Here is an 18,924-nt window from a genome sequence, read left to right as displayed (position 1 = left end):
TGATGTTCGCACCGACCCGCCGCGCCATCCTGGCCGGCACCGCCGCCGCCGTCATGGCGCCCAGCCTGGCCCGCCCCGCCCTGGCGCAATCCGGGGACAGGACCCTCCGCTTCGTGCCGAGCGCCGATCTCAGCGCGCTCGACCCGATCTGGACCACGGGCTACGTGGTGCGGAACCACGGCTACATGGTCTACGACACGCTCTACGCGATGGATTCGCAGTTCCGCATCCAGCCGCAGATGGCGGAGGGCCATGAGGTCACGGATGACGGCCGCACCTGGACCATCCGGCTGCGCGAGGGCCTGAAGTTCCATGACGGGGAGCCGGTGCGGGCGCGCGACTGCGTGGCCAGCATCCGCCGCTGGGCGGCGCGGGACGGCTTCGGCGCCACGCTGATGGCGCAGACGGAGGAGCTTTCGGCGCTGGACGACCGCCGGCTGCGCTTCCGGCTGAAGGCCCCCTTCCCGCTGCTGGCCGAGGCGCTGGGCAAGCTTTCCAGCCCCGTGCCCTTCATCATGCCGGAGCGCCTGGCCAGCACCTCGCCGCAGGAGCAGATCCGCGAGGCTGTGGGCTCCGGCCCCTTCCGCTTCCTGAAGGATGAGTGGGTGGCGGGCAGCATGGCGGCCTATGCGCGCTTCGACGGCTATGTGCCGCGCGGCGAGGCGGCCGATGGTGCGGCCGGCGGCAAGCATGTGCATGTGGACCGGGTGGAATGGCGCGTCATCCCCGACGCCTCCACCTCCGTCTCCGCCCTGCAGACCGGGCAGGTGGACTGGCTGGAGGTCGTCATGCCCGACCTGCTGCCAATCCTGCGCCGTGCGCGCGACGTCACCATCACCGAGCGCGACCCGATCGGCATCTACGTGCTGCTGCGCTTCAACCATCTCTACCCGCCCTTCGACGACGTGAAGGTGCGGCAGGCGGTGCTGCATGCGGTGAACCAGCCGGACTTCCTGCAGTCCATGGTGGGCGATCCGAAACTCTTCAGCGAGTGCAAGGCCTTCTTCCCCTGCGGCACGCCGCTCTCCACCGGCGCGGGCGGCGAGGCGATGGAGGCCAACCTGGACGCCGCGCGCGCCATGCTGAAGGCCAGCAGCTATGACGGCCGCAAGGTCGTCATCATCTCGCCCAGCGACAATCCCGCGCTGGCGCCGCTCGGCGACATGGCGGCCGACCTGCTGCAGCGCCTCGGCATGAATGTCGAGCTGGTGGTGACGGACTGGGGCACCGTGCTGGCCCGCCGCGCCTCGCAGAAGGCACCGGAGGAAGGCGGCTGGAACATCTTCCACACCACCGCCGTCGCCGCCGAGTTCATGAGCCCGGCCTCGCACCTCGCCCTGCGCGGCAACGGCAAGGCCGGCTGGGCCGGCTGGTACACCAGCGAGAAGCTGGAGGAGCTGCGGACCGCCTGGTTCTCCGCGCCCGACGCGGCGGCGCAGAAGGCGATGGCGGCGGAGATGGAGCGCGAGGCCTTCCGCAGCGTGCCCTATGTGCCGCTGGGCACCACGCTGTCCCAGCAGGCTTTCCGCAGCAATGTCAGGGATATCCTGCCCGGCACGGCGCCGGTCTTCTGGAACCTGCGGAAGGCGTGAGCATCATGGCGCGATACGACCTCATCATCCGCGGCGGCCGGCTGCTGGACCCCGAGACCGGGCTGGACGCGGTGGGCGATGTCGCCATCCGCGACGGCCGCATCGAAGCCGTCGGCCGGGTGGAGGGTGAGGCCGCGCGCGTCATCGAGGCAGCCGGGCTGGCGGTCGCGCCCGGCTTCATCGACCTGCACGCGCATGGCCAGTCCATCCCGGCCGACCGCATGCAGGCTTTCGACGGCGTCACCACCTCGCTGGAGCTGGAGGTCGGCGTTCTGCCGGTCGGCGCCTGGTACGAGGCGCAGGCGCAGGGCGGGCGGGTGCTGAACTACGGCACCGCCGTCGCCTGGGTCTTCGCCCGCATCGCCGCCATGACGGGGCTGGAGCCGGAACCCGACCTCGGCTTCATGGGCCGCGCCATGCGCGACAAGCGCTGGGCCGACAGCGTGGCCAGCGACGCGGAAGTGGCCGAGGTGCTGCGCCGCGTGCGGGAAGGGCTGGACGAGGGCGGCATCGGCATCGGTCTGCCCAATGCCTATGCCCCCGGCACGGGCGTGAAGGAGATGTCGCTGATCTGCAGCCTCGCGGCGGATCGGGGCGTGCCGACCTATACGCATGTCGCGTATATGTCGAATGTCGACCCGATGAGCTCGATCGAGGCCTATACGCGGCTGATCGGCTATGCCGGATCGACCGGCGCGCATATGCATATCTGCCATTTCAACAGCACCAGCCTGCTCGATGTGGAACGCGCCGCGCAGCTCGTTCGCAAGGCGCAGGACCAGGGGCTGAAGATCACGGTCGAGGCCTATCCCTACGGCTCCGGCTCCACGGTGCTGGGCGCGGTCTTCTTCAGCGACCCCGCCTTCCCCGAGCGCACGGGGCGCGACTACGGCGCGGTGCAGATGGTCGACAGCGGCCACCGTTTCCGCGACCGGGAGGAGCTGGTGGCGGCGCAGGAGCAGAACCCCGGCTCCCTCGTGCTCTTCCACTTCCTGGATGTGGAGGTGGAGCCGAAGCACCGCGACCTGCTGGATGTCTCCATCCTCTATCCCGACGGCGCCATCGCCTCGGACGCCATGCCCTGGACCATGCCGGATGGCGGCGTCTACACGGGCGATGCCTGGCCGCTGCCGGCCGAGGCTTCCTCCCACCCCCGGTCCTCCGGCACCTTCACCCGCTTCCTGCGGCAATGGGTGATCGACCGGCAGACCATGTCGCTGCTGGAAGGCGTGCGGAAATGCACGCTGATCCCCGCGCAGATCCTGGAGGAGAGCACGCCGCAGATGCGCCGCAAGGGCCGCCTGCAACCGGGCTGCGACGCCGATATCGTCGTCTTCGATGCCGGCACCCTGATCGACCGCGCCGACTTCAAGGCCATGAACCGCCCGGCCGAGGGCATGCGTCACGTGCTGGTCAACGGCCAGTCCGTGATCCGTGACGGGGAGCTGGACCCGGCGGCGCGGCCGGGGCGTCCGGTCCGGCGCTGATGGCCATCCCGGTCCTGCTGGTTTCCGGCTTCCTGGGTGCCGGCAAGACCACCCTGATCAACCACCTGCTGACCCAGCCGCACGGGCGGCGGCTGGCGGCGGTGGTGAACGACTTCGGCGCCATCAATATCGATGCCGAGCTGCTCTCGGCGCGTGCGGATGGCGTGGTGGCGCTGCAGAATGGCTGCATCTGCTGCAGCCTGCAGGGCGACCTGCTCCGCACCCTCGGCCTGCTGCTGCGGCAGGACCCGGTGCCGGAGGGCATCATCATCGAGACCAGCGGCGTCTCCGACCCCGCCGAGATCGTCCGCAGCCTGATGGACCCCGTGATCTGGCGGGAGGCCGCGCTGGATGCCGTGCTCTGCCTGGCGGATGCGCGGGCCCTGGCGGACCGGCCGGCGCTGTTGCAGGACCCGCTCTGCCAGTCCCAGCTGCGCGCCGCCGATATCATCGTGCTGAACAAGGTGGACGAGGTGAGCGCGGAGGAGCTGGCCGCGCTGCGCCCCCGCCTCGATGCAGCGCGGCCCGGCTGCACCATCCTGGAGGCCGTGCAGGGCGCGGTGCCGCCGGAGCTGTTCTTCACCGGCGACCCCTGGCGGGGCAGCATTCCCGCCGCACCCTCCCGCTTCAGCACGCCGCGCTTCGAGACGATGAGCTGGACCTCCGACGCGCCCCTCTCGCTGCCGCGCTTCCAGGCGGCGGTCAGCCGGCTGGCGCCGCGGCTGGTGCGGGCCAAGGGCATCCTGCAATTCGCCGGGCGCGAGGGGCAGCCGATGCTGTTCCAGATGGTCGGGCAGCGCGCCACCTTCAGCCCGGCCCCTCCCCCCTCGCCCGATGCGGCGCCGGTGCGGCTGGTGCTGATCGCCGAGAACGGGCGGCTGCGACCGGAGGCCACCACCGCCCTGCTGGAATCCTGCCGCGCCTGAGCGGCGGCGGCCTCAGCCGCGCCCCCCCGCCAGCCGCGCCGCCAGCGGGCTGCGCCCCAGGCGGAGCATGGCGATGCAGCCCAGCAGCGGCCCGATGGCCAGGAAGGCGAAGGCGCCGCTCCATCCCACGCCCTCCACCAGCATCGGCATGACGTGGATGGTGACGAGCGTCAGCGCGAAGCCCAGGGAGTTCTGGATCGTCAGCATCGTGCCGGTCAGGCCGGGTTCGGACAGCTCGGCCACGCTGGCGGAGAACTGCGCGGAATCCGCCACCACGGCGATGCCCCAGACCAGGCAGAGGGTGGTCGTCACCGCCGGATGCAGCCCGAAGGCGGGGCCGGCCAGCAGGCAGCAGGCGGCCGAGACCGCCATGGCCGCGACCGTGATCCGCACCCGGCCCAGCCGGTCCGCCAGCAGCCCGGCGGCGACGCAGCCCAGCCCGCCGATGGCGATGACGCAGAAGGTGGCGAGCGCGGCGCCGGCCGGCTCCGCCCGCGCCCCGCCGTCCCAGGCCGCGAAGCTGGCGGCCAGGTAGAGCCCGACCCAGGCCCACATGGCATAGAGCTCCCACATGTGGCCGAGATAGCCGAGGGTCGCAAGCCGGGTGCCCCGGTTGCGCCAGAGGCGCAGCGCCGCGCCGGGATCGAAGCGGGAGGTGGAGGCATGGCGCGGTCCCAGCCGCGTCAGCCCGATCATCCCGGCGGCCAGCACCGCCGCCAGGGAGGCGGCGCCCAGGGTCAGCGGCCAGTGCAGCCCGCCCGCCGCGATGGTCAGATGCGGGGAGGCCGAGCCGAGCGTCAGCCCGCCCACCAGCAGCCCGACGACCAGCCCGGTATCGCCCCGGTCCGCCCAGCCGGCGGCCAGCTTCATGCCCACGGGATAGACCCCCGCCAGCGCCATGCCCGTGGCGAAGCGCGCGGCGATGGCGGCATCGGCCCCCGCCGGCATCGCCAGGATGGCGGCGTTGGAGAGCGCGCCCAGCAACGCTGCCGCCGCGAAGACGCGGCGGGGGTCGTAGCGGTCCGGCAGGGCCAGGATGGCGCTGGCCAGCGTGCCCAGCACGAAGCCGGCCTGCACCGCGCCGGTCAGCAGCGCCTGGTAGCCGGGGCCGATCCTCACGGCCTCCCGCGCGATGCCCGGCCCGGCGGCGGTGCCGGCGAACCAGAGCGAGAGCGCCAGCACCTGTGCCACGGTGATCAGGGCGAGGTTGGCGGCTTTGCTGTTCAACTCCGGGACTCCGCGCCGTGGTGACGGCGGCATGATGCCCGAGACTGGCCGGGGCGGCGATATCCCGCCCCGGCGTATGGCCTTACCGGCCCCGGGCGTAGCGCCCCGCCGGCCGGTGCAGGCCGAGATTCTCGCGCAGGGTGGCGCCCTCGTATTCCGTGCGGAACAGGCCCCGGCGCTGGAGCTCGGGGATGACGGTCGCGATGAACTCGTCGAGCCCCGTCGGCAGCACCGCCGGCTGGATCAGGAAGCCGTCCACGGCCCCGGCGCGGAACCACTCCTCCATCTGGTCGGCGATCTGCACGGGCGTGCCGATGACGGTGCGCTGGCCGCGCGCGCCGCCGTAGCGTTCGTACATCTGGCGGACGGTCAGCTTCTCCTTCCGCGCCATGTCGGCCACGCGCTGGAAGGTGCTCTTGCTGCTGTCCACGCTGTCGTCGATCAGGTTCTCCGGCAGCAGCTCATCCACCGGCACGTTGGAGAGGTCGATGCCGCCCAGCTCGGGGGAGAGCAGCTCGCGGCCCACATCCGGGTGGATCAGGGATTGCAGATAGGCGTGCTTCTCCCGCGCCTCTTCCTCGGTGCGGCCGATGATGGGGTTCAGGCCGGGCATGACCTTCAGCTGGTCCGCGTCGCGGCCGAAGCGCGCCATGCGGGCATCGAGGTCCTGGCGGAAGGCCAGCGCCTGCGCCAGTTCGGTCTGCGCGGTGAAGACGATCTCGGCCGTCCCGGCCGCGAAGTCCCGCCCGGCATCGGAGGAGCCGGCCTGCACCAGCACGGGATAGCCCTGCGGCGGGCGCGCCACGTTCAGCGGCCCGCGCACGTCGAAATACTGCCCGTGGTGGTCGAGGGTGTGCAGCTTGTCCGGGTCGAAATAGAGCGCCTGCTCCCGGTCGCGCAGGAAGGCGTCATCCTCCCAGCTGTCCCAGAGGCCCTTCACCACCTCGACGAATTCCCGCGCGCGGCCGTAGCGGTCGGCATGCGCGGGCAGCTTCTCCTGCCCGTAGTTGAAGGGCTCCGCCCGGTTGGAGGAGGTGACGATGTTCCACCCCGCGCGGCCGCCGCTGATATGGTCCAGCGAGGCGAAGCGGCGGGCGATGTTGTACGGCTCGTTGAAGCTGGTCGTGGCGGTCGCCACCAGCCCGATCCGCTCCGTCAGCGCGCCGAGGCCGGAGAGCAGCGTCGTCGGCTCGAAATAGGCCATGTATTGCGGCCAGCGGCGCAGGGCCTTTGTGTTGCCGGCGCGGGTGGCGGCGGCATCGGCCAGGAAGACCAGGTCGAACTTCGCCCGCTCCGCCGCCTGCGTCATCCGCGCGTAGTGGCGGAAATTGGTGCCGGCGTCGATCTGCGCATCCGGGTGCAGCCAGGCGGCGACATGGTGGCCGGTCGGGTGGAAGAAGGCGCCGAGCTTCATCTGGCCCTGGCGTCGCGTGCTGGTCATGGCAGTTACTCCGTGCGACGGGCGTTCAACGGGGAAAGAAGGCGCAGTCGGCGGCGGCCCAGCCGATCCAGCCCTCATCGCCCGGCGCGAAGCTCTCGAAGAGCGGGTGGTTCGGCAGGAGGGCCGTCAGCGACAGGCCGGCGGCCTCGCAGCGATAGGCGATGCTGCCGCCAAGATAGGTCCGTTCCGCCACCCGGCAGGGGAAGCGGTTCGGGAGTTGCACGGGCTCGGCGCGGGTGAGGGAGAGGCGCTCCTGCTTCACCATGGCGCGGGCCCCGGCGCCGGGGGCGAGATCCGTCCCCTGCCCGGCCAGCCGCAGGCCATTGGCCGTCGCCAGCACGGCGCCTCGGGCATCGGCGCTCTCGATCATGCCGTCCAGCGCGTTCACCTGGCCGATGAAGCCGCCGACGAAGGCGGTGGCCGGGGCCTCGTAGATCTCGGCGGGACTGGCCATCTGCTGCAGCCGCCCCTTGGCCATCACGGCGATCCGGTCGGCCATGGCCAGGGCCTCCGACTGGTCATGCGTGACCAGGACGGCGGTGATGCCGAGGCTCTGCTGGATGCGGCGGATCTCGTTCCGCATCTCCTCCCGCAACTGGGCGTCGAGGTTGGAGAGCGGCTCGTCCATCAGCAGCAGGCGCGGGTGGATGGCGAGCGCGCGGGCCAGGGCCACGCGCTGCTGCTGCCCGCCGGAGAGCGCGCGTGGATAGCGGCCGCCGAGCCCCTCCAGCCGTACCAGCGCGAGCGCCTCCTCCACCGCGCGGTCGATCTCGGCGCGCGGGCGCCCCCGCATCTTCAGGCCGAAGCCGATATTCTCGGCGATGGTCTTGTGCGGGAAGAGGGCATAGCTCTGGAAGACCAGCCCGATCTCCCGCTTCTCCGGCGGCAGGTGAGTGATGTCGGCGCCATCCAGCGTCAGACGGCCGGCATCGGCGCGCTCGAAGCCCGCGATGATCCGCAGCGTGGTGGTCTTGCCGCAGCCCGAGGGTCCGAGCAGGCAGACGAATTCGCCGTCCCGCACGGTGAGGGAGAGGTCGTCCACGGCGGTATGTCCGCTGAAGCGGCGCGTGACGTGGGAGAGGACGAGTTCAGGCATTGTTCAGTCCACGAGCCGCACGTGCAGGAAGCGGTCCAGCAGGATGGTGGCGGTGCCGGCGGCCAGCACGATGAGGGAGGCGACGGCGGCGATCATCGGGTCGATGCGGGACTCGATGTAGGCGAACATCACGATCGGCAGGGTCGCCGTATCGGGCCCCGTCAGGAACAGCGAGAGCGGCAGGTTCACGAAGGAGAGGATGAAGCAGAAGGTGAAGCCCGCCACGATGCTGGGCCGCAGCAGCGGCAGCGTCACTTCCCGCCAGGTGGCCAGCGGGCTGCCGCCCAGGCTGCGGCTGGCTTCCTCCACCGCGAAGTCGAAGCGCGCGAGGCCGGTCAGGATCAGCCGCAGCGCGAAGGGCATGACATAGACGGCATGCGCCGCCACCAGCCCCCAGAAGCCCGTGCCGACGCCCCAGGCGCTGGCCAGTTGCAGGATGGCCAGGCTGATGACCACCTGCGGCACCAGCAGCGGGCTGGCCAGCAGCGTCGCCATGGCGCCATTGCCGCCCGGCCCGCCCTTCCGGCTGAGCGCATAGGCGGCGAGGAAGGAGACCACCACCGCCAGCGCCGCCGCCAGCGCCGCGACCAGGGCGCTGGTCCAGGTGGCCGTCAGGAATTCCGGCCGCTTCAGGATGGCGGCGTACCAGGAGAGGGTCAGCCCCTCGAACTGCGCCGGGAAGCTGGTGGCGGGATTGAAGGAGGTGGCGATGACGAAGAGCAGCGGCCCCGCCACGAAGAGGTAGAGCAGGACGAGATAGAACCCGCCCGCCAGCCTGCCGAGGGTCCTCATGGGCGGATGAGCCTCCCGAGCAGGGCGGTGATGGCGACCACGGAGGCCAGCATCAGCAGCAGCAGCAGGCCCGCGGCCGCCGCGGCCAGCTCGGCATTGAAGGTCGCCATGATGAACTGCGAGACCAGGGTGGTGAGGGTGAGCTGCCCCGCCCCGCCGAGGTAATGCGGCGAGATGAAGCTGCTGGCGGCCAGGGAGAAGGTGATGATGCTGGCCGAGAGCACGGAGGGCAGGCTGAGCGGCAGGGTGACGTGCAGGAAGCGCGCGGTGGACCCGGCGCCCAGGCTGCGCGCTGCCTCATGCATCTGCGGCTGGATCTGGCGCAGCCCGGTGAAGAGGGTCAGCACCGTGAAGGGCAGGACGAACTGCACGAGGCTGATGACCACGCCTGCCTCGGTGCCCAGCAGGCGCAGCGGCGGGATCACCCCGGCGCTGACCAGCGGGCCGATGAAGGGCCCGCCATCGGCCAGCAGCGCCATCCAGCCCAGCACCACCGTCAGCGGCCCCGCCAGGATGGGGAAGGTCAGGCCCATGATGGCCAGGTTGCCGGCGCGGCCGGAAAGGCCCTGCAACAGCATCGCCGCCAGGTAGCCGAGCGGGATGGCATAGAGGGTCGTCTCGGCCGCCATGCGCAGGGTCCGCCAGATCACCTGCAGGTAGTACGAGCGGGAGAGGAGATAGGCGTAGTTGTCGAGGGCCGGGCCCTCGAAATCCAGCAGCACATTGGGCTGGAGCCCGGTGCCGAGCATCGCCACCAGCGGCAGGCCGAGCAGCAGGACGAGAAGCAGCAGGCTGGGCAGCAGCAGCAGCCAATGCGTGAAGCGCGCGCCAATCATCGGTGGGGAGCCGGCCGGGACATCGTGAAAAGCACCTGAATCCGTCCATGGCCGGGGGGAGGCCTCTCCCCCCGGTGTCGCGAGATGATCAGCGGGCCTGCCAGTTCGGCACGACTTCGAGGTTCATGCGCTCGGTCCAGAGGGCGCGCTTGGCCGCGAAGAGCTCGGGGTCGAAGAAGCGCAGCTGATCCACCGTGGCGCCGCAGGCGCAGCGGGCGCGCACCGCCTCCGGCAGCACGGCCTTGCGGTTGGTGGTGCCGGAATAGGTGCTGGCGGCGAAGGAGGCCTGCACCTTCGGGTCCAGCATCAGGTTCAGGAAGGCTTCCGCCAGCTCCTGGTTCTTGCTGCCCTTGACGACGGAGACATATTCCGGGACCGCGATGCCCTTCTCCTTCGGCACCACGTATTCCATCGGATAGTTCTGATCCTTCATCGTCTCGATGTAGTAGTCGAACTCCGTCCCCAGGGTGACGTCGCCGCTCTTGGCCAGCGGGGCCCAGTCCGTCCAGAAGACGGTCAGCTTCGAGGGCTTCAGCTCCGCCAGCTTCTTGAAGCCGGGATCAACGTTATCAATGGAGCCGCCGGCCATCTCGGCCGCCAGGATGACGAAGGCCGGCATCTGGCTGTGCACGGGGGAGGCGAAGGCCAGCTTGCCCTGGAATTCCGGGCGCCAGAGATCGGCCCAGCTGGTCACGGGCTCCTTCACCTTCTCCGGGTTGTAGCCCATGCCATAGGCGATGAGGGTATAGGGCGCGCCGGCGATGGTCTCATCCGTCGTGCCGCGCTTCACGGACATCGCCCAGTCCTCGATATCGGCGATGTTGGGCACGCCCTTGCGGCTGGCCGGCACCAGCACGCCCGCCTTCTGGCCGGCGACCACCCCCTCGTCGGTGGAGAAGAAGACGTCGGCCGGCGGATTGGCGCGCTGCGCCAGAAGCTTGTTGTAGCGCGCGCCCTGGCCGCCGATGTCATAGGCCAGCTTCGCGCCGGTCAGCCGCTCGAATTCCGGCTGGACATAGGCCTTGAGGCCTTCCTCGGTCACGCCACCCCAGGTGGAGACGGTCAGGGTGCGGGTCTGGGCCAGGGCCGGGCGGGCCAGGAGGCCGGCGGCGCCAATGGCCGAGAACGCCTGCAAGGCGGAGCGACGGGAGAAAGACATCGAGGGAACCCCTGCTGACCTGACCATCCGCCTGCGCGAGGCAGCGCGGAACTTCGCCGCAAACCACCAACCGCCGCGGCTGCCGGGGCCTAGACCACAAGAGACTGTGAACTCAACCCCGAAATGGCAGGAAATTCCTCTACCAGTACCGGAAATGCCTTGTTTTCCGGCACGATACGCGCCTTCGGGAGGGGAGGATGCGCGGGTGCCGTGCATGTGCGTCATGCCCGCGCGCCAGGCCGTGACGGCGCTGCAACGGACTGGTGGAGCGCGATAACGGCCCGCTCCCGCCCCCGTCAGCCAGTCCCCTGCTATTGTGCTACGACAGAGGCGAAACCAGATGGGGCTGCGGGCCTGCCCAAGGCTATTCCAGCCGCCGTCCTGTCGTTCCGCGGGCCTCATGGCCGCCGGTCCGGCCGTTCCGGTGTCCGCCGGTTCCGTGCGGCAGCTCCATTATCGGGGTTGGTTCGGGCGGGGGCCTAAGGGTAAGGGTGCCTGATATTCATGGCCAATGGTTAATCTGGCTCGGGCAGAGCTGCCGCACTTGGAGAAGAATAATATGGTGATCGCCAACCTGTTCCCCGCCGCAGATGGCATCCTGAGTCTCAGCCCGACCAATAAGACCGACCTGATGGAGATGCTGGCCACCGAGGCCGCCGCCCGCGTGTCGCGGAGCCGGGAGGAGATCCTGGATGCCCTCCTGGCGCGGGAGAAGCTGGGCTCCACCGCCCTCGGGCGCGGCGTCGCCATGCCGCATACCCGGCTGGAAGGGCTGGGGACGCAGCTCGCCATCCTGGCCCGCCTGACCCGCCCCATCGAGTTCGATGCCCGGGATGGCGAGCCGGTGGACCTCGTCTTCCTGGTGCTATGGCCGGAAGAAGCCTCGGAAGGCTTCCTGCCGGCGCTCTCCAATATCTGCCGCGTGCTCCGCAACGACCAGCTCCCCCGCCAGCTCCGGCGCGCCAGGTCGGCGGAGGAGGCGCTCTCCCTGCTGCGATCCGCCGACGAGGCCGGGGAAATCTGAACCTGCCTGTCCCCCTGATGCCCCCGCCGCGCCCCGACGGGCGCTGCCCCCCGGACTTCATGGAGTGCATGGCGCCCGATGCCCGACGCCTTTTACCTCTCGGCTGCGATCCTTCTGCCCTATCTCGCCGCGCTGATCGCCGCGCTGCTGCCTGCCAACGCCCGTAACCTCGAAGCCTGGCTGGCCGGCGGCGCGGCCTCGCTGTCCCTGCTCATGGTGTGGCTCCTCTACCCCGGCATCTCCCGGGGCGGCGTGGCACGGTTCGAAATCCCCTGGGTGCCGGAACTCGGGCTGAACCTCATCCTGCGGATGGACGGCTACGCGTCGATCTTCGCGGTGATGATCACGGGGATCGGCTTCCTCGTGGTGCTGTACGCGCGGTACTACATGTCGAAAGACGACCCGATCCCGCGCTTCTTCGCCTTCCTGCTGGCCTTCATGGGCTCGATGATGGGGCTGGTGCTCTCCGGCAACCTGATCCAGATGGTCTTCTTCTGGGAGCTGACGAGCCTCTTCTCCTTCCTGCTGATCGGCTACTGGTATCATTCCGCCCAGGCGCGGGACGGCGCCCGCATGGCGCTGACGGTCACCGCCAGCGGCGGCCTTGCGCTCTTCGCGGGCGTGCTGCTGCTCGGCCATATCGTCGGCAGCTATGACCTGGATGTCGTGCTCGCCTCCGGGGAGGCCGTGCGCGGCCATCCGCTCTACCTGGTCACGTTGGTGCTGATCCTGCTGGGTGCCCTGACCAAGAGCGCGCAGTTCCCCTTCCACTTCTGGCTGCCGCACGCCATGGCGGCGCCCACTCCGGTCTCGGCCTATCTGCATTCGGCGACGCTGGTGAAGGCCGGCATCTTCCTGATGACGCGGCTCTGGCCGGTGCTGGCGGGCACCGATGAATGGTTCTGGATCCTCGGCAGCGCCGGGCTCATCACGCTGCTGCTCGGCGCCTATGTCGCCATCTTCCAGCACGACCTGAAGGGTCTGCTGGCCTATTCGACCATCAGCCATCTGGGCCTGATCACCCTGCTGCTCAGCCTCAACAGCGAGCTGGCGCTGGTGGCCGCCATCTTCCACACCATGAATCACGCGACCTTCAAGGCCTCGCTCTTCATGGCCGCCGGCATTATCGACCACGAGACCGGCACCCGGGATATCCGGCGGCTCTCGGGGCTCAACCGCTCCATGCCCTTCACCGCGCGTCTGGCGCTGGTGGCCGCGGCGGCCATGGCGGGGGTGCCGCTGCTGAACGGCTTCATCTCCAAGGAGATGTTCTTCACCGAGGCGCTGACCGCCTCGAACGTGCCGACCGTCCTGCACAGCATCCTGCCGATGGCCGCCACGGTGGCCGGCATCTTCGCCGTGACCTATTCGCTGCGCTTCATCCACGGCGCATTCTTCGGCCCGGATACCGACAACCTGCCGCGCACCCCGCATGAGCCGCCGCAATGGATGCGGCTGCCGGTGGAGGTCCTGGTCTTCGTCTGCATGGTCGTGGGCATCCTGCCCGCCGCCACCGTCGGGCCATTCCTGGACGTGGCGGTGCGCTCCGTGCTGGGCGAGGCCGCGCCGAGCTACAGCCTGGCCGTCTGGCACGGCGTCAACCTTCCGCTGGTGATGAGCCTGATCGCGCTGGCCGGCGGCGTGCTGCTCTATCGCCTGCTGCAGGGGCACCTGAACGCGGGGATCGAGGGCACGCCGCTGCTCAGCGGGCTGGATGGCCGCCGCATCTTCGACCAGACGATGGTCTTCCTCTCCTGGCGCTTCGCCCGCCGGCTGGAACGGCTGCTGGGCACCAGCGGGCTGCAGATGCAGTTGCGGCTGATGGTCTGCGTGGCCTTCCTGGCCGCCGGCTGGGCACTCTGGCAGTATGGGCTCCGCCCGGGCGACGTGGCGCTGACGGGGGCCGACGCGGCCGTGGCGCTGATGTGGGTGGTGGGTTCCGCCTGCGCCATCGGCGCCGCCTATCAGGCCAAGTACCACCGGCTGGCGGCACTGATCCTGCTCGGCGGCGCCGGGCTGGTGACCTGCCTGACCTTCGTCTGGTTCTCCGCGCCCGACCTCGCCGTGACGCAGCTGCTGGTGGAGGTGGTGACGGCCGTGCTGCTGCTGCTGGGGCTGCGCTGGCTGCCCAAGCGCACGGAGCAGGCGGGCTCGGGCCGCCTGCCGGCCCGGCTGCGCCGGGCGCGGGACTTCCTGATCTCCCTCGGCGCCGGGGCGGGGCTCACCGCCCTCTCCTACGCCACCATGACGCGCCCCTCCCCCGATGGCATCTCCCGCCATTTCCTGGAGCGCGCCTATACCGAGGGCGGCGGCACCAATGTGGTCAACGTCATCCTGGTGGACTTCCGCGGCTTCGACACCCTGGGCGAGATCACGGTGCTTGGCATCGTGGCGCTGACGGTCTTCGCGCTGCTGCGCCGCTTCCGGCCGGCGCCGGAAAGCATCGGGGTGCCGGAACAGCAACAGGGCAATATCGGCAACTGGCTGCTGGTGCCGGGCGTGATCATGCGCCTGCTCTTCCCCGTCATCGGCGTCGTCGCGGTCTTCCTGCTGCTGCGCGGGCATGACCTGCCGGGCGGCGGCTTCGCGGCAGGGCTGATGATGTCCATCGCCATCCTGCTGCAATACATGGCCGGCGGCACGCGCTGGGTGGAGGACCACCTGCGCGTCCATCCGCTGCGCTGGATGGGCACCGGGCTCCTGCTGGCGGCGGGCACGGGGACGGCGGCCATCGCCTTCGGCCAGCCCTTCCTCACTTCTTACTTTGCCTATGCGGATCTCGGCCTGCTGGGCAAGCTGCCGCTGGCCAGTGCCGTGCTCTTCGACCTCGGCGTCTTCGCCCTGGTCTTCGGCGCGACGGTGCTGATGCTGATCGCCATCGCCCACCAGTCGGTGCGCAGCCAGCGGACCGCGCCTCCCGTCAGGGCCCTGGTCACCGCGGGGGAGGACGACTGATGGAACTCATCCTCGCACTCGCCATCGGCATGCTCGGTGGCTCGGGCGTGTGGCTGCTGATGCGGCCACGCACCTTCCAGGTCATCATCGGCCTCTCGCTGCTCTCCTATGCCGTCAACCTCTTCATCTTCAGCATGGGCCGCTTCCCCGTGGGCGCGCCGCCGGTACTGGCGCCGGGCACGGCCGGAGACCCGTCGCAATATGCCGATCCGCTGCCGCAGGCGCTGGTGCTGACGGCCATCGTCATCGGCTTCGCCACCACCGCCCTCTTCCTGGTGGTGATGCTGGCCGCGCGCGGCCTGACCGGCAGCGACCATGTGGACGGAAAGGGACAGGACCGGTGAGCGGCTGGATGATGCATCTGGCGATCGTCCCGATCGCCCTGCCGCTGATCGTCGGCGCCATCATGATCATGCTGGACGACCAGCACTCCCGCCTGCGGCCGGTGCTCGGCGTCGGCTCCGCCCTCGTGCTGCTGGCCGTGGCCGTCACGCTGGCGGTGCAGGCGCATGAGGGCGGCACGGGCACCGGGCTCGTCACCGTCTATCGCATGGGCGACTGGCCGGCGATCTTCGGCATCGTGCTGGTGGTCGACAGGCTCTCGGCCATGCTGCTGGTGCTGACGGCGGTGCTGGGCCTCGCGGCGCTGCTCTACTCCCTGACGCGCTGGCAGCGCATGGGCGCGCATTTCCACGCGCTGTTCCAGTTCCAGCTGATGGGCCTGAACGGCGCCTTCCTGACCGGCGACCTCTTCAACCTCTTCGTCTTCTTCGAGGTCCTGCTGGCCGCCTCCTATGGCCTGGCGCTGCATGGCTCGGGCATCGCGCGGGTCAAGGCGGGGCTGCACTACATCGCCATCAACCTGGCGGCCTCGGTGCTCTTCCTGATCGGCGTCAGCATGATCTACGGCGTCGCCGGCACGCTGAACATGGCGGACCTGGCGGCCCGCATCCCGCAGATCCCGGCCGCCGACCGGCCGCTGCTGGAGGCCGGCGCCGCCATCCTCGGCATGGCCTTCCTGGTCAAGGCGGGGATGTGGCCGCTCGGCTTCTGGCTGCCACCGACCTATTCCGTGGTCAGCCCCCCGGCTGCCGCCATCTTCTCCATGATGAGCAAGGTCGGCGTCTATGCCCTGCTGCGGGTCTCGCTGCTGATGTTCGGCGACGGGGCCGGCGATTCCGCCGGCTTCGGGGAGACCTGGCTGCTGGTGGGCGGGATCATGACCATCGCCTTCGGCGCCGTCAGCGTGCTGGCCACGCAGGACCTCTCGCGCCTCGCGGGCGCCAGCGTGCTGATCTCCTCCGGCACGCTGCTGGCGGCCATCGGGGCGGGGCAGCTCTCGGTCACGGGCGGGGCGCTCTACTACCTCGCCAGCTCGGCGCTGGCGATCGGTGCCCTGTTCCTGCTGATCGAGCTGCTGGAACGCGGGCGCGAAGTGGGCGCCGACGTGCTGGCGGTGACACTGGAGGCCTTCGGCGATGGCGAGGACGAGGATGAGGAGGAGGACGAGGTCGGCGTGGCCATTCCTTCGACCATGGCGGTGCTGGGCCTCTGCTTCCTCTGCTGCGCCCTGCTGCTGGCCGGGCTGCCGCCGCTCTCCGGCTTCATCGCCAAGTTCTCCATGCTGACCGGCATCCTCAACCCCAACGGGCTGGGCGAGGGCCCGGCGACCGTCTCGCCGGGCGGCTGGGCGCTGCTGACGGCGCTGGTGCTCTCGGGGCTCGCGACCGTCATCGCCATGACGCGCGCGGGCATCCGCAGCATCTGGGCCACCACCCGCGCCGTGCCGCGGGTCCGCGTCATCGAGATCGCCCCGGTCCTGCTGCTGCTGGGGCTCTGCATCGGCATGACCGCCAGCGCCGGCTCGGTGATGCGCTACATGCAGGCCGCCGCCGCCGCGCTGCACGCGCCGCAGGCCTATGTGCAGAACGTGCTGGGAGAGACGCCATGAGGCGCCTCTTCCCCCATCCGCTCATCAGCGGCGCGCTCTTCGTGATGTGGATGCTGCTCAACCAGACCGTCTCGCCCGGTCCGGCGCTGGTGGGCATCGTCGTCGCGGCCCTGGGCGGCTGGGCGCTGGACCTGCTGCAGCCGCCTCCCCTGCGGATACGGCGCCCGATGATCGCGCTGAAGCTGCTCGGCCATGTGCTGGTGGATGTGGCGCAGTCCAACCTCGGCGTCGCGCGGGTCATCTTCGGCCAGCGGAAGGACCGCCGCACCGGCTTCATCCGCGTGCAGCTCGCGCTGCGGGACCCGCGGCCGCTGGCGCTGCTGGCCTGCATCCTGACCGCGACGCCCGGCACCGCCTGGGTCGAGTTCGACGAGGAGGATGGCTGGCTGCTGCTGCATGTGCTCGACCTCGTCGATGAGGCGACCTGGGTGAGCATCATCCGCGAGCGATACGAGCAACCGCTGATGGAGATCTTCCCATGAGCCAGGACCTGTTGAGCTGGTCCCTGCTGATCGCCCAGGTCATGCTGGGCCTCGCCATGATCTGCGCCACCTACCGCGTGCTGCGCGGCCCCCGGGCGCAGGACCGCGTGGTGGGGCTGGATACGGTCTACGTCAACAGCATGATCCTGCTGCTGACCTTCGGCATCCGCTCCGGCACCGATCTCTACTTCGAGGCGGCATTGGTCATCGCCCTGCTGGGCTTCGTCAGCACGGCGGCCCTGGCCAAGTTCCTGATGCGGGGGGAGGTGATCGAATGAACCAGGCCGTGGACCTTCCGCTCTTCGTCGCGGTGCCGGTGGCCCTGCTGCTGCTGGTCGGCGCCGGCCTGTCGCTCGCCGGCTCCGTCGGGCTGCTGCGCCTGAAGAGCTTCTATGAGCGCCTGCACGCGCCGACGCTCGCCACCTCCTTCGGCATGGGCTCCGTCCTGCTGGCCTCGATGATCTTCTTCTCGGTGCTGCAGACGCGGCTGGTGCTGCATGAGGTGCTGATCGGCATCTTCGTCGTCGTGACGACGCCGGTCACGCTGATGCTGGTGGCACGCGCCGCCCTGCACCGGGACCGGCTGGAAGGCAGCGGCGATGTGCCTGTCTCCGCCCGGCCCGCCGAGCCGGTGGAGTAAGAGGTCGGGCAGGGGGCGGCACCGCCGCCCCTGCCCGGCCGTCAGGACAGCTGCGCGCCCCGGCGCTCCGGGATCAGCAGCCACAGGGCGATGAGGTCCAGGACATAGAGCGCGGCCAGGGCGGCGATGGCCGTCTCGAAGCCATGGGTGCCGGCGATGGCGGCCACCACGACCGGGCCGAAGCCGCCCACCGCCCGGCCGATATTGAACAACACGTTCTGCGCCGTCGCGCGGACCGCGGTGGGATAGAGCTCGCTGATCAGCGCGCCATAGCCGCCGAGCATGCCATTGACGAAGAAGCCCATGACGGCGCCGCCGACGAGCAGGGCCCAGGCATTCTCCAGCTGTGCATAGACCACCACCATCACCGCGGCGCCGATCATGTAGCCGAGGAAGGCCGGGCGGCGCCCGATCCGGTCCGCGATCTGGCCGAAGGCGTAGATGCCCACGGCCATGCCGGCGATGGTCACCGCCGTCCAGACAGCCGACTGCGTCAGGCCGTAGCCGAACCGGCTGTTCAGGTAGTTCGGCAGCCAGATCATGACGCCGTAGTAGCCGAAGTTCTGGACCGAGCAGAGGATGATCAGGCCCAGGCTGATCTTCGTCGTCTCGGCATCCTTCACCAGCAGGCGCAGGGGGAAGCTCTCCCGCACCGCCCTGGCGCTGCGCTCGGTGAAGATCTCCGGCTCATGCAGCGTGCGCCGGATCACCCAGGCGACCAGCGCGGGCAGCACGCCCACCGCGAACATGCCGCGCCAGCCGATGAGCGGCAGGAGGAGCGGCGTCGCGATGGCGGCGAGCAGGACACCCGCCTGCCAGCCCAGCCCGACATAGGAGGAGGCGCGGGCGCGCTTGCTGGCCGGCCAGGCCTCGGCCACCAGGGCCATGCCGATGCCGAACTCGCCGCCCAGGCCGAGGCCGGCGATGGTGCGGTAGGCCAGCAGGTCCCAGTAGCCCTGGGCCAGGGCGCAGAGCCCGGTGAAGACGGCGAAGAGCACGATCGTCCAGGTCAGCACGCGGACGCGGCCCAGCCGGTCGGAGAGCATGCCGAAGAACAGGCCGCCCAGGACGGCGCCCACCAGCGTGCCGGTCACGAGCGAGGCGGCCTCGGCCTGGCCGAGCTGAAGCTCCCGGGCGATGGCGCTGAGCATGAAGCCGAGAATGAGCAGGTCGAACCCGTCCATCGCGTAGCCGACGGCCGAGCCCCAGAGCGCCTTCCGCGCTTCCGGCGTGACTGGTGTATCCACGATTGTTACTTGTCCTTGTTACAGCCATGTGACTGGCATGAAACGGGGCTTATCAGGCTGGCTTGTGCA

17 protein-coding genes are annotated in these 18,924 nt (G+C 70.1%); 10 read left to right on the top strand and 7 right to left on the bottom strand.

Going from position 1 to position 18,924, the window contains the following annotated elements; translation table 11 throughout:
- Positions 1-2 precede the first annotated feature (2 nt).
- Genes IAI58_RS20075 through IAI58_RS20065 form a run of 3 tightly spaced genes read left to right on the top strand, consistent with a single transcriptional unit; the run spans position 3 to position 4,005 of the window.
- Positions 3-1,592: an ABC transporter substrate-binding protein gene (locus IAI58_RS20075; protein ID WP_207446251.1), complete on the top strand. Its 1,590-nt coding sequence runs from the start codon at positions 3-5 to the stop codon at positions 1,590-1,592.
- A 5-nt stretch (positions 1,593-1,597) separates the two neighbouring features.
- On the top strand, positions 1,598-3,079 hold the full coding sequence (locus IAI58_RS20070; RefSeq protein ID WP_207446249.1) for an amidohydrolase family protein: 1,482 nt from the start codon (positions 1,598-1,600) through the stop codon (positions 3,077-3,079).
- Complete coding sequence (locus tag IAI58_RS20065; protein ID WP_207446247.1) at positions 3,079-4,005, top strand: CobW family GTP-binding protein; 927 nt, start codon at positions 3,079-3,081, stop codon at positions 4,003-4,005. The genes IAI58_RS20070 and IAI58_RS20065 overlap by 1 nt, the downstream gene beginning before the upstream one ends.
- A 12-nt stretch (positions 4,006-4,017) precedes the next feature.
- On the opposite strand, the gene IAI58_RS20060 is transcribed toward IAI58_RS20065, so the two are convergent.
- The 6 genes from IAI58_RS20060 to IAI58_RS20035 form a co-directional block, all read right to left on the bottom strand.
- Positions 4,018-5,232 (bottom strand): MFS transporter, encoded by a 1,215-nt coding sequence (locus IAI58_RS20060; protein WP_207446245.1) that lies wholly within the window; start codon positions 5,230-5,232, stop codon positions 4,018-4,020.
- A gap of 82 nt (positions 5,233-5,314) precedes the next feature.
- Positions 5,315-6,673, bottom strand: coding sequence for an LLM class flavin-dependent oxidoreductase (locus IAI58_RS20055; RefSeq protein WP_207446244.1), 1,359 nt, complete (start codon positions 6,671-6,673; stop codon positions 5,315-5,317).
- 25 nt (positions 6,674-6,698) lie between these two features.
- Positions 6,699-7,769, bottom strand: a complete 1,071-nt coding sequence (locus tag IAI58_RS20050; protein WP_207446243.1) for an ABC transporter ATP-binding protein — start codon at positions 7,767-7,769, stop codon at positions 6,699-6,701.
- A 3-nt stretch (positions 7,770-7,772) separates the two neighbouring features.
- Positions 7,773-8,561 carry an ABC transporter permease gene (locus IAI58_RS20045; RefSeq protein WP_207446242.1) on the bottom strand — a complete coding sequence of 263 codons (789 nt, stop codon included), beginning with the start codon at positions 8,559-8,561 and terminating at the stop codon, positions 7,773-7,775.
- On the bottom strand, positions 8,558-9,397 hold the full coding sequence (locus IAI58_RS20040; protein WP_207446241.1) for an ABC transporter permease: 840 nt from the start codon (positions 9,395-9,397) through the stop codon (positions 8,558-8,560). Before IAI58_RS20040 ends, IAI58_RS20045 begins: the two co-directional genes overlap by 4 nt.
- 88 nt (positions 9,398-9,485) lie before the next feature.
- Positions 9,486-10,556, bottom strand: a complete 1,071-nt coding sequence (locus IAI58_RS20035) for an ABC transporter substrate-binding protein (RefSeq protein ID WP_207446240.1) — start codon at positions 10,554-10,556, stop codon at positions 9,486-9,488.
- A gap of 559 nt (positions 10,557-11,115) precedes the next feature.
- On the opposite strand from IAI58_RS20035, the gene IAI58_RS20030 reads away from it, so the two are divergent.
- The 7 genes from IAI58_RS20030 (at position 11,116) to mnhG (ending at position 17,608) form a co-directional block, all read left to right on the top strand.
- On the top strand, positions 11,116-11,580 hold the full coding sequence (locus IAI58_RS20030; RefSeq protein WP_207446239.1) for a PTS sugar transporter subunit IIA: 465 nt from the start codon (positions 11,116-11,118) through the stop codon (positions 11,578-11,580).
- A 78-nt stretch (positions 11,581-11,658) separates the two neighbouring features.
- Positions 11,659-14,535 carry a monovalent cation/H+ antiporter subunit A gene (locus IAI58_RS20025; RefSeq protein ID WP_207446237.1) on the top strand — a complete coding sequence of 959 codons (2,877 nt, stop codon included), beginning with the start codon at positions 11,659-11,661 and terminating at the stop codon, positions 14,533-14,535.
- Positions 14,535-14,879 (top strand): Na+/H+ antiporter subunit C, encoded by a 345-nt coding sequence (locus IAI58_RS20020; protein ID WP_207446236.1) that lies wholly within the window; start codon positions 14,535-14,537, stop codon positions 14,877-14,879. Before IAI58_RS20025 ends, IAI58_RS20020 begins: the two co-directional genes overlap by 1 nt.
- An 8-nt stretch (positions 14,880-14,887) precedes the next feature.
- A complete protein-coding gene (locus IAI58_RS20015) occupies positions 14,888-16,486 on the top strand; it encodes a monovalent cation/H+ antiporter subunit D (protein ID WP_207446433.1) in 1,599 nt (532 codons plus the stop codon).
- A complete protein-coding gene (locus IAI58_RS20010) occupies positions 16,483-16,968 on the top strand; it encodes a Na+/H+ antiporter subunit E (protein WP_207446235.1) in 486 nt (161 codons plus the stop codon). Before IAI58_RS20015 ends, IAI58_RS20010 begins: the two co-directional genes overlap by 4 nt.
- On the top strand, positions 16,965-17,246 hold the full coding sequence (locus tag IAI58_RS20005; protein WP_207446234.1) for a K+/H+ antiporter subunit F: 282 nt from the start codon (positions 16,965-16,967) through the stop codon (positions 17,244-17,246). Before IAI58_RS20010 ends, IAI58_RS20005 begins: the two co-directional genes overlap by 4 nt.
- Positions 17,243-17,608 (top strand): monovalent cation/H(+) antiporter subunit G, encoded by a 366-nt coding sequence (gene mnhG, locus IAI58_RS20000; RefSeq protein ID WP_207446233.1) that lies wholly within the window; start codon positions 17,243-17,245, stop codon positions 17,606-17,608. Before IAI58_RS20005 ends, mnhG begins: the two co-directional genes overlap by 4 nt.
- Before the next feature lie 41 nt (positions 17,609-17,649).
- Here mnhG and IAI58_RS19995 read toward each other — a convergent pair whose 3' ends face one another.
- The gene (locus IAI58_RS19995) at positions 17,650-18,855 is read right to left on the bottom strand and encodes an MFS transporter (protein WP_237182965.1); all 1,206 of its coding nucleotides are present in this window, start codon (positions 18,853-18,855) and stop codon (positions 17,650-17,652) included.
- Between the last annotated feature and the right edge of the window lie 69 nt (positions 18,856-18,924).

The organism is Roseomonas marmotae (assembly GCF_017654485.1).
Taxonomy (GTDB): domain Bacteria; phylum Pseudomonadota; class Alphaproteobacteria; order Acetobacterales; family Acetobacteraceae; genus Pseudoroseomonas; species Pseudoroseomonas marmotae.
The sequence above is the reverse complement of the archived record's forward strand: the minus strand, read 5'-3'. Positions and strand labels throughout refer to the sequence as shown.

Bases quoted from the DNA above. Each gene is read 5' to 3' on its own strand.
- IAI58_RS20075 (WP_207446251.1), top strand. From the start codon at position 3: ATGTTCGCACCGACCCGCCGCGCCATCCTGGCCGGCACCGCCGCCGCC.
- IAI58_RS20070 (WP_207446249.1), top strand. From the start codon at position 1,598: ATGGCGCGATACGACCTCATCATCCGCGGCGGCCGGCTGCTGGACCCC.
- IAI58_RS20065 (WP_207446247.1), top strand. From the start codon at position 3,079: ATGGCCATCCCGGTCCTGCTGGTTTCCGGCTTCCTGGGTGCCGGCAAG.
- IAI58_RS20055 (WP_207446244.1), bottom strand. From the start codon at position 6,673: ATGACCAGCACGCGACGCCAGGGCCAGATGAAGCTCGGCGCCTTCTTC.
- IAI58_RS20050 (WP_207446243.1), bottom strand. From the start codon at position 7,769: ATGCCTGAACTCGTCCTCTCCCACGTCACGCGCCGCTTCAGCGGACAT.
- IAI58_RS20045 (WP_207446242.1), bottom strand. From the start codon at position 8,561: ATGAGGACCCTCGGCAGGCTGGCGGGCGGGTTCTATCTCGTCCTGCTC.
- IAI58_RS20040 (WP_207446241.1), bottom strand. From the start codon at position 9,397: ATGATTGGCGCGCGCTTCACGCATTGGCTGCTGCTGCTGCCCAGCCTG.
- IAI58_RS20035 (WP_207446240.1), bottom strand. From the start codon at position 10,556: ATGTCTTTCTCCCGTCGCTCCGCCTTGCAGGCGTTCTCGGCCATTGGC.
- IAI58_RS20030 (WP_207446239.1), top strand. From the start codon at position 11,116: ATGGTGATCGCCAACCTGTTCCCCGCCGCAGATGGCATCCTGAGTCTC.
- IAI58_RS20025 (WP_207446237.1), top strand. From the start codon at position 11,659: ATGCCCGACGCCTTTTACCTCTCGGCTGCGATCCTTCTGCCCTATCTC.
- IAI58_RS20020 (WP_207446236.1), top strand. From the start codon at position 14,535: ATGGAACTCATCCTCGCACTCGCCATCGGCATGCTCGGTGGCTCGGGC.
- IAI58_RS20015 (WP_207446433.1), top strand. From the start codon at position 14,888: ATGATGCATCTGGCGATCGTCCCGATCGCCCTGCCGCTGATCGTCGGC.
- IAI58_RS20010 (WP_207446235.1), top strand. From the start codon at position 16,483: ATGAGGCGCCTCTTCCCCCATCCGCTCATCAGCGGCGCGCTCTTCGTG.
- IAI58_RS20005 (WP_207446234.1), top strand. From the start codon at position 16,965: ATGAGCCAGGACCTGTTGAGCTGGTCCCTGCTGATCGCCCAGGTCATG.
- mnhG (WP_207446233.1), top strand. From the start codon at position 17,243: ATGAACCAGGCCGTGGACCTTCCGCTCTTCGTCGCGGTGCCGGTGGCC.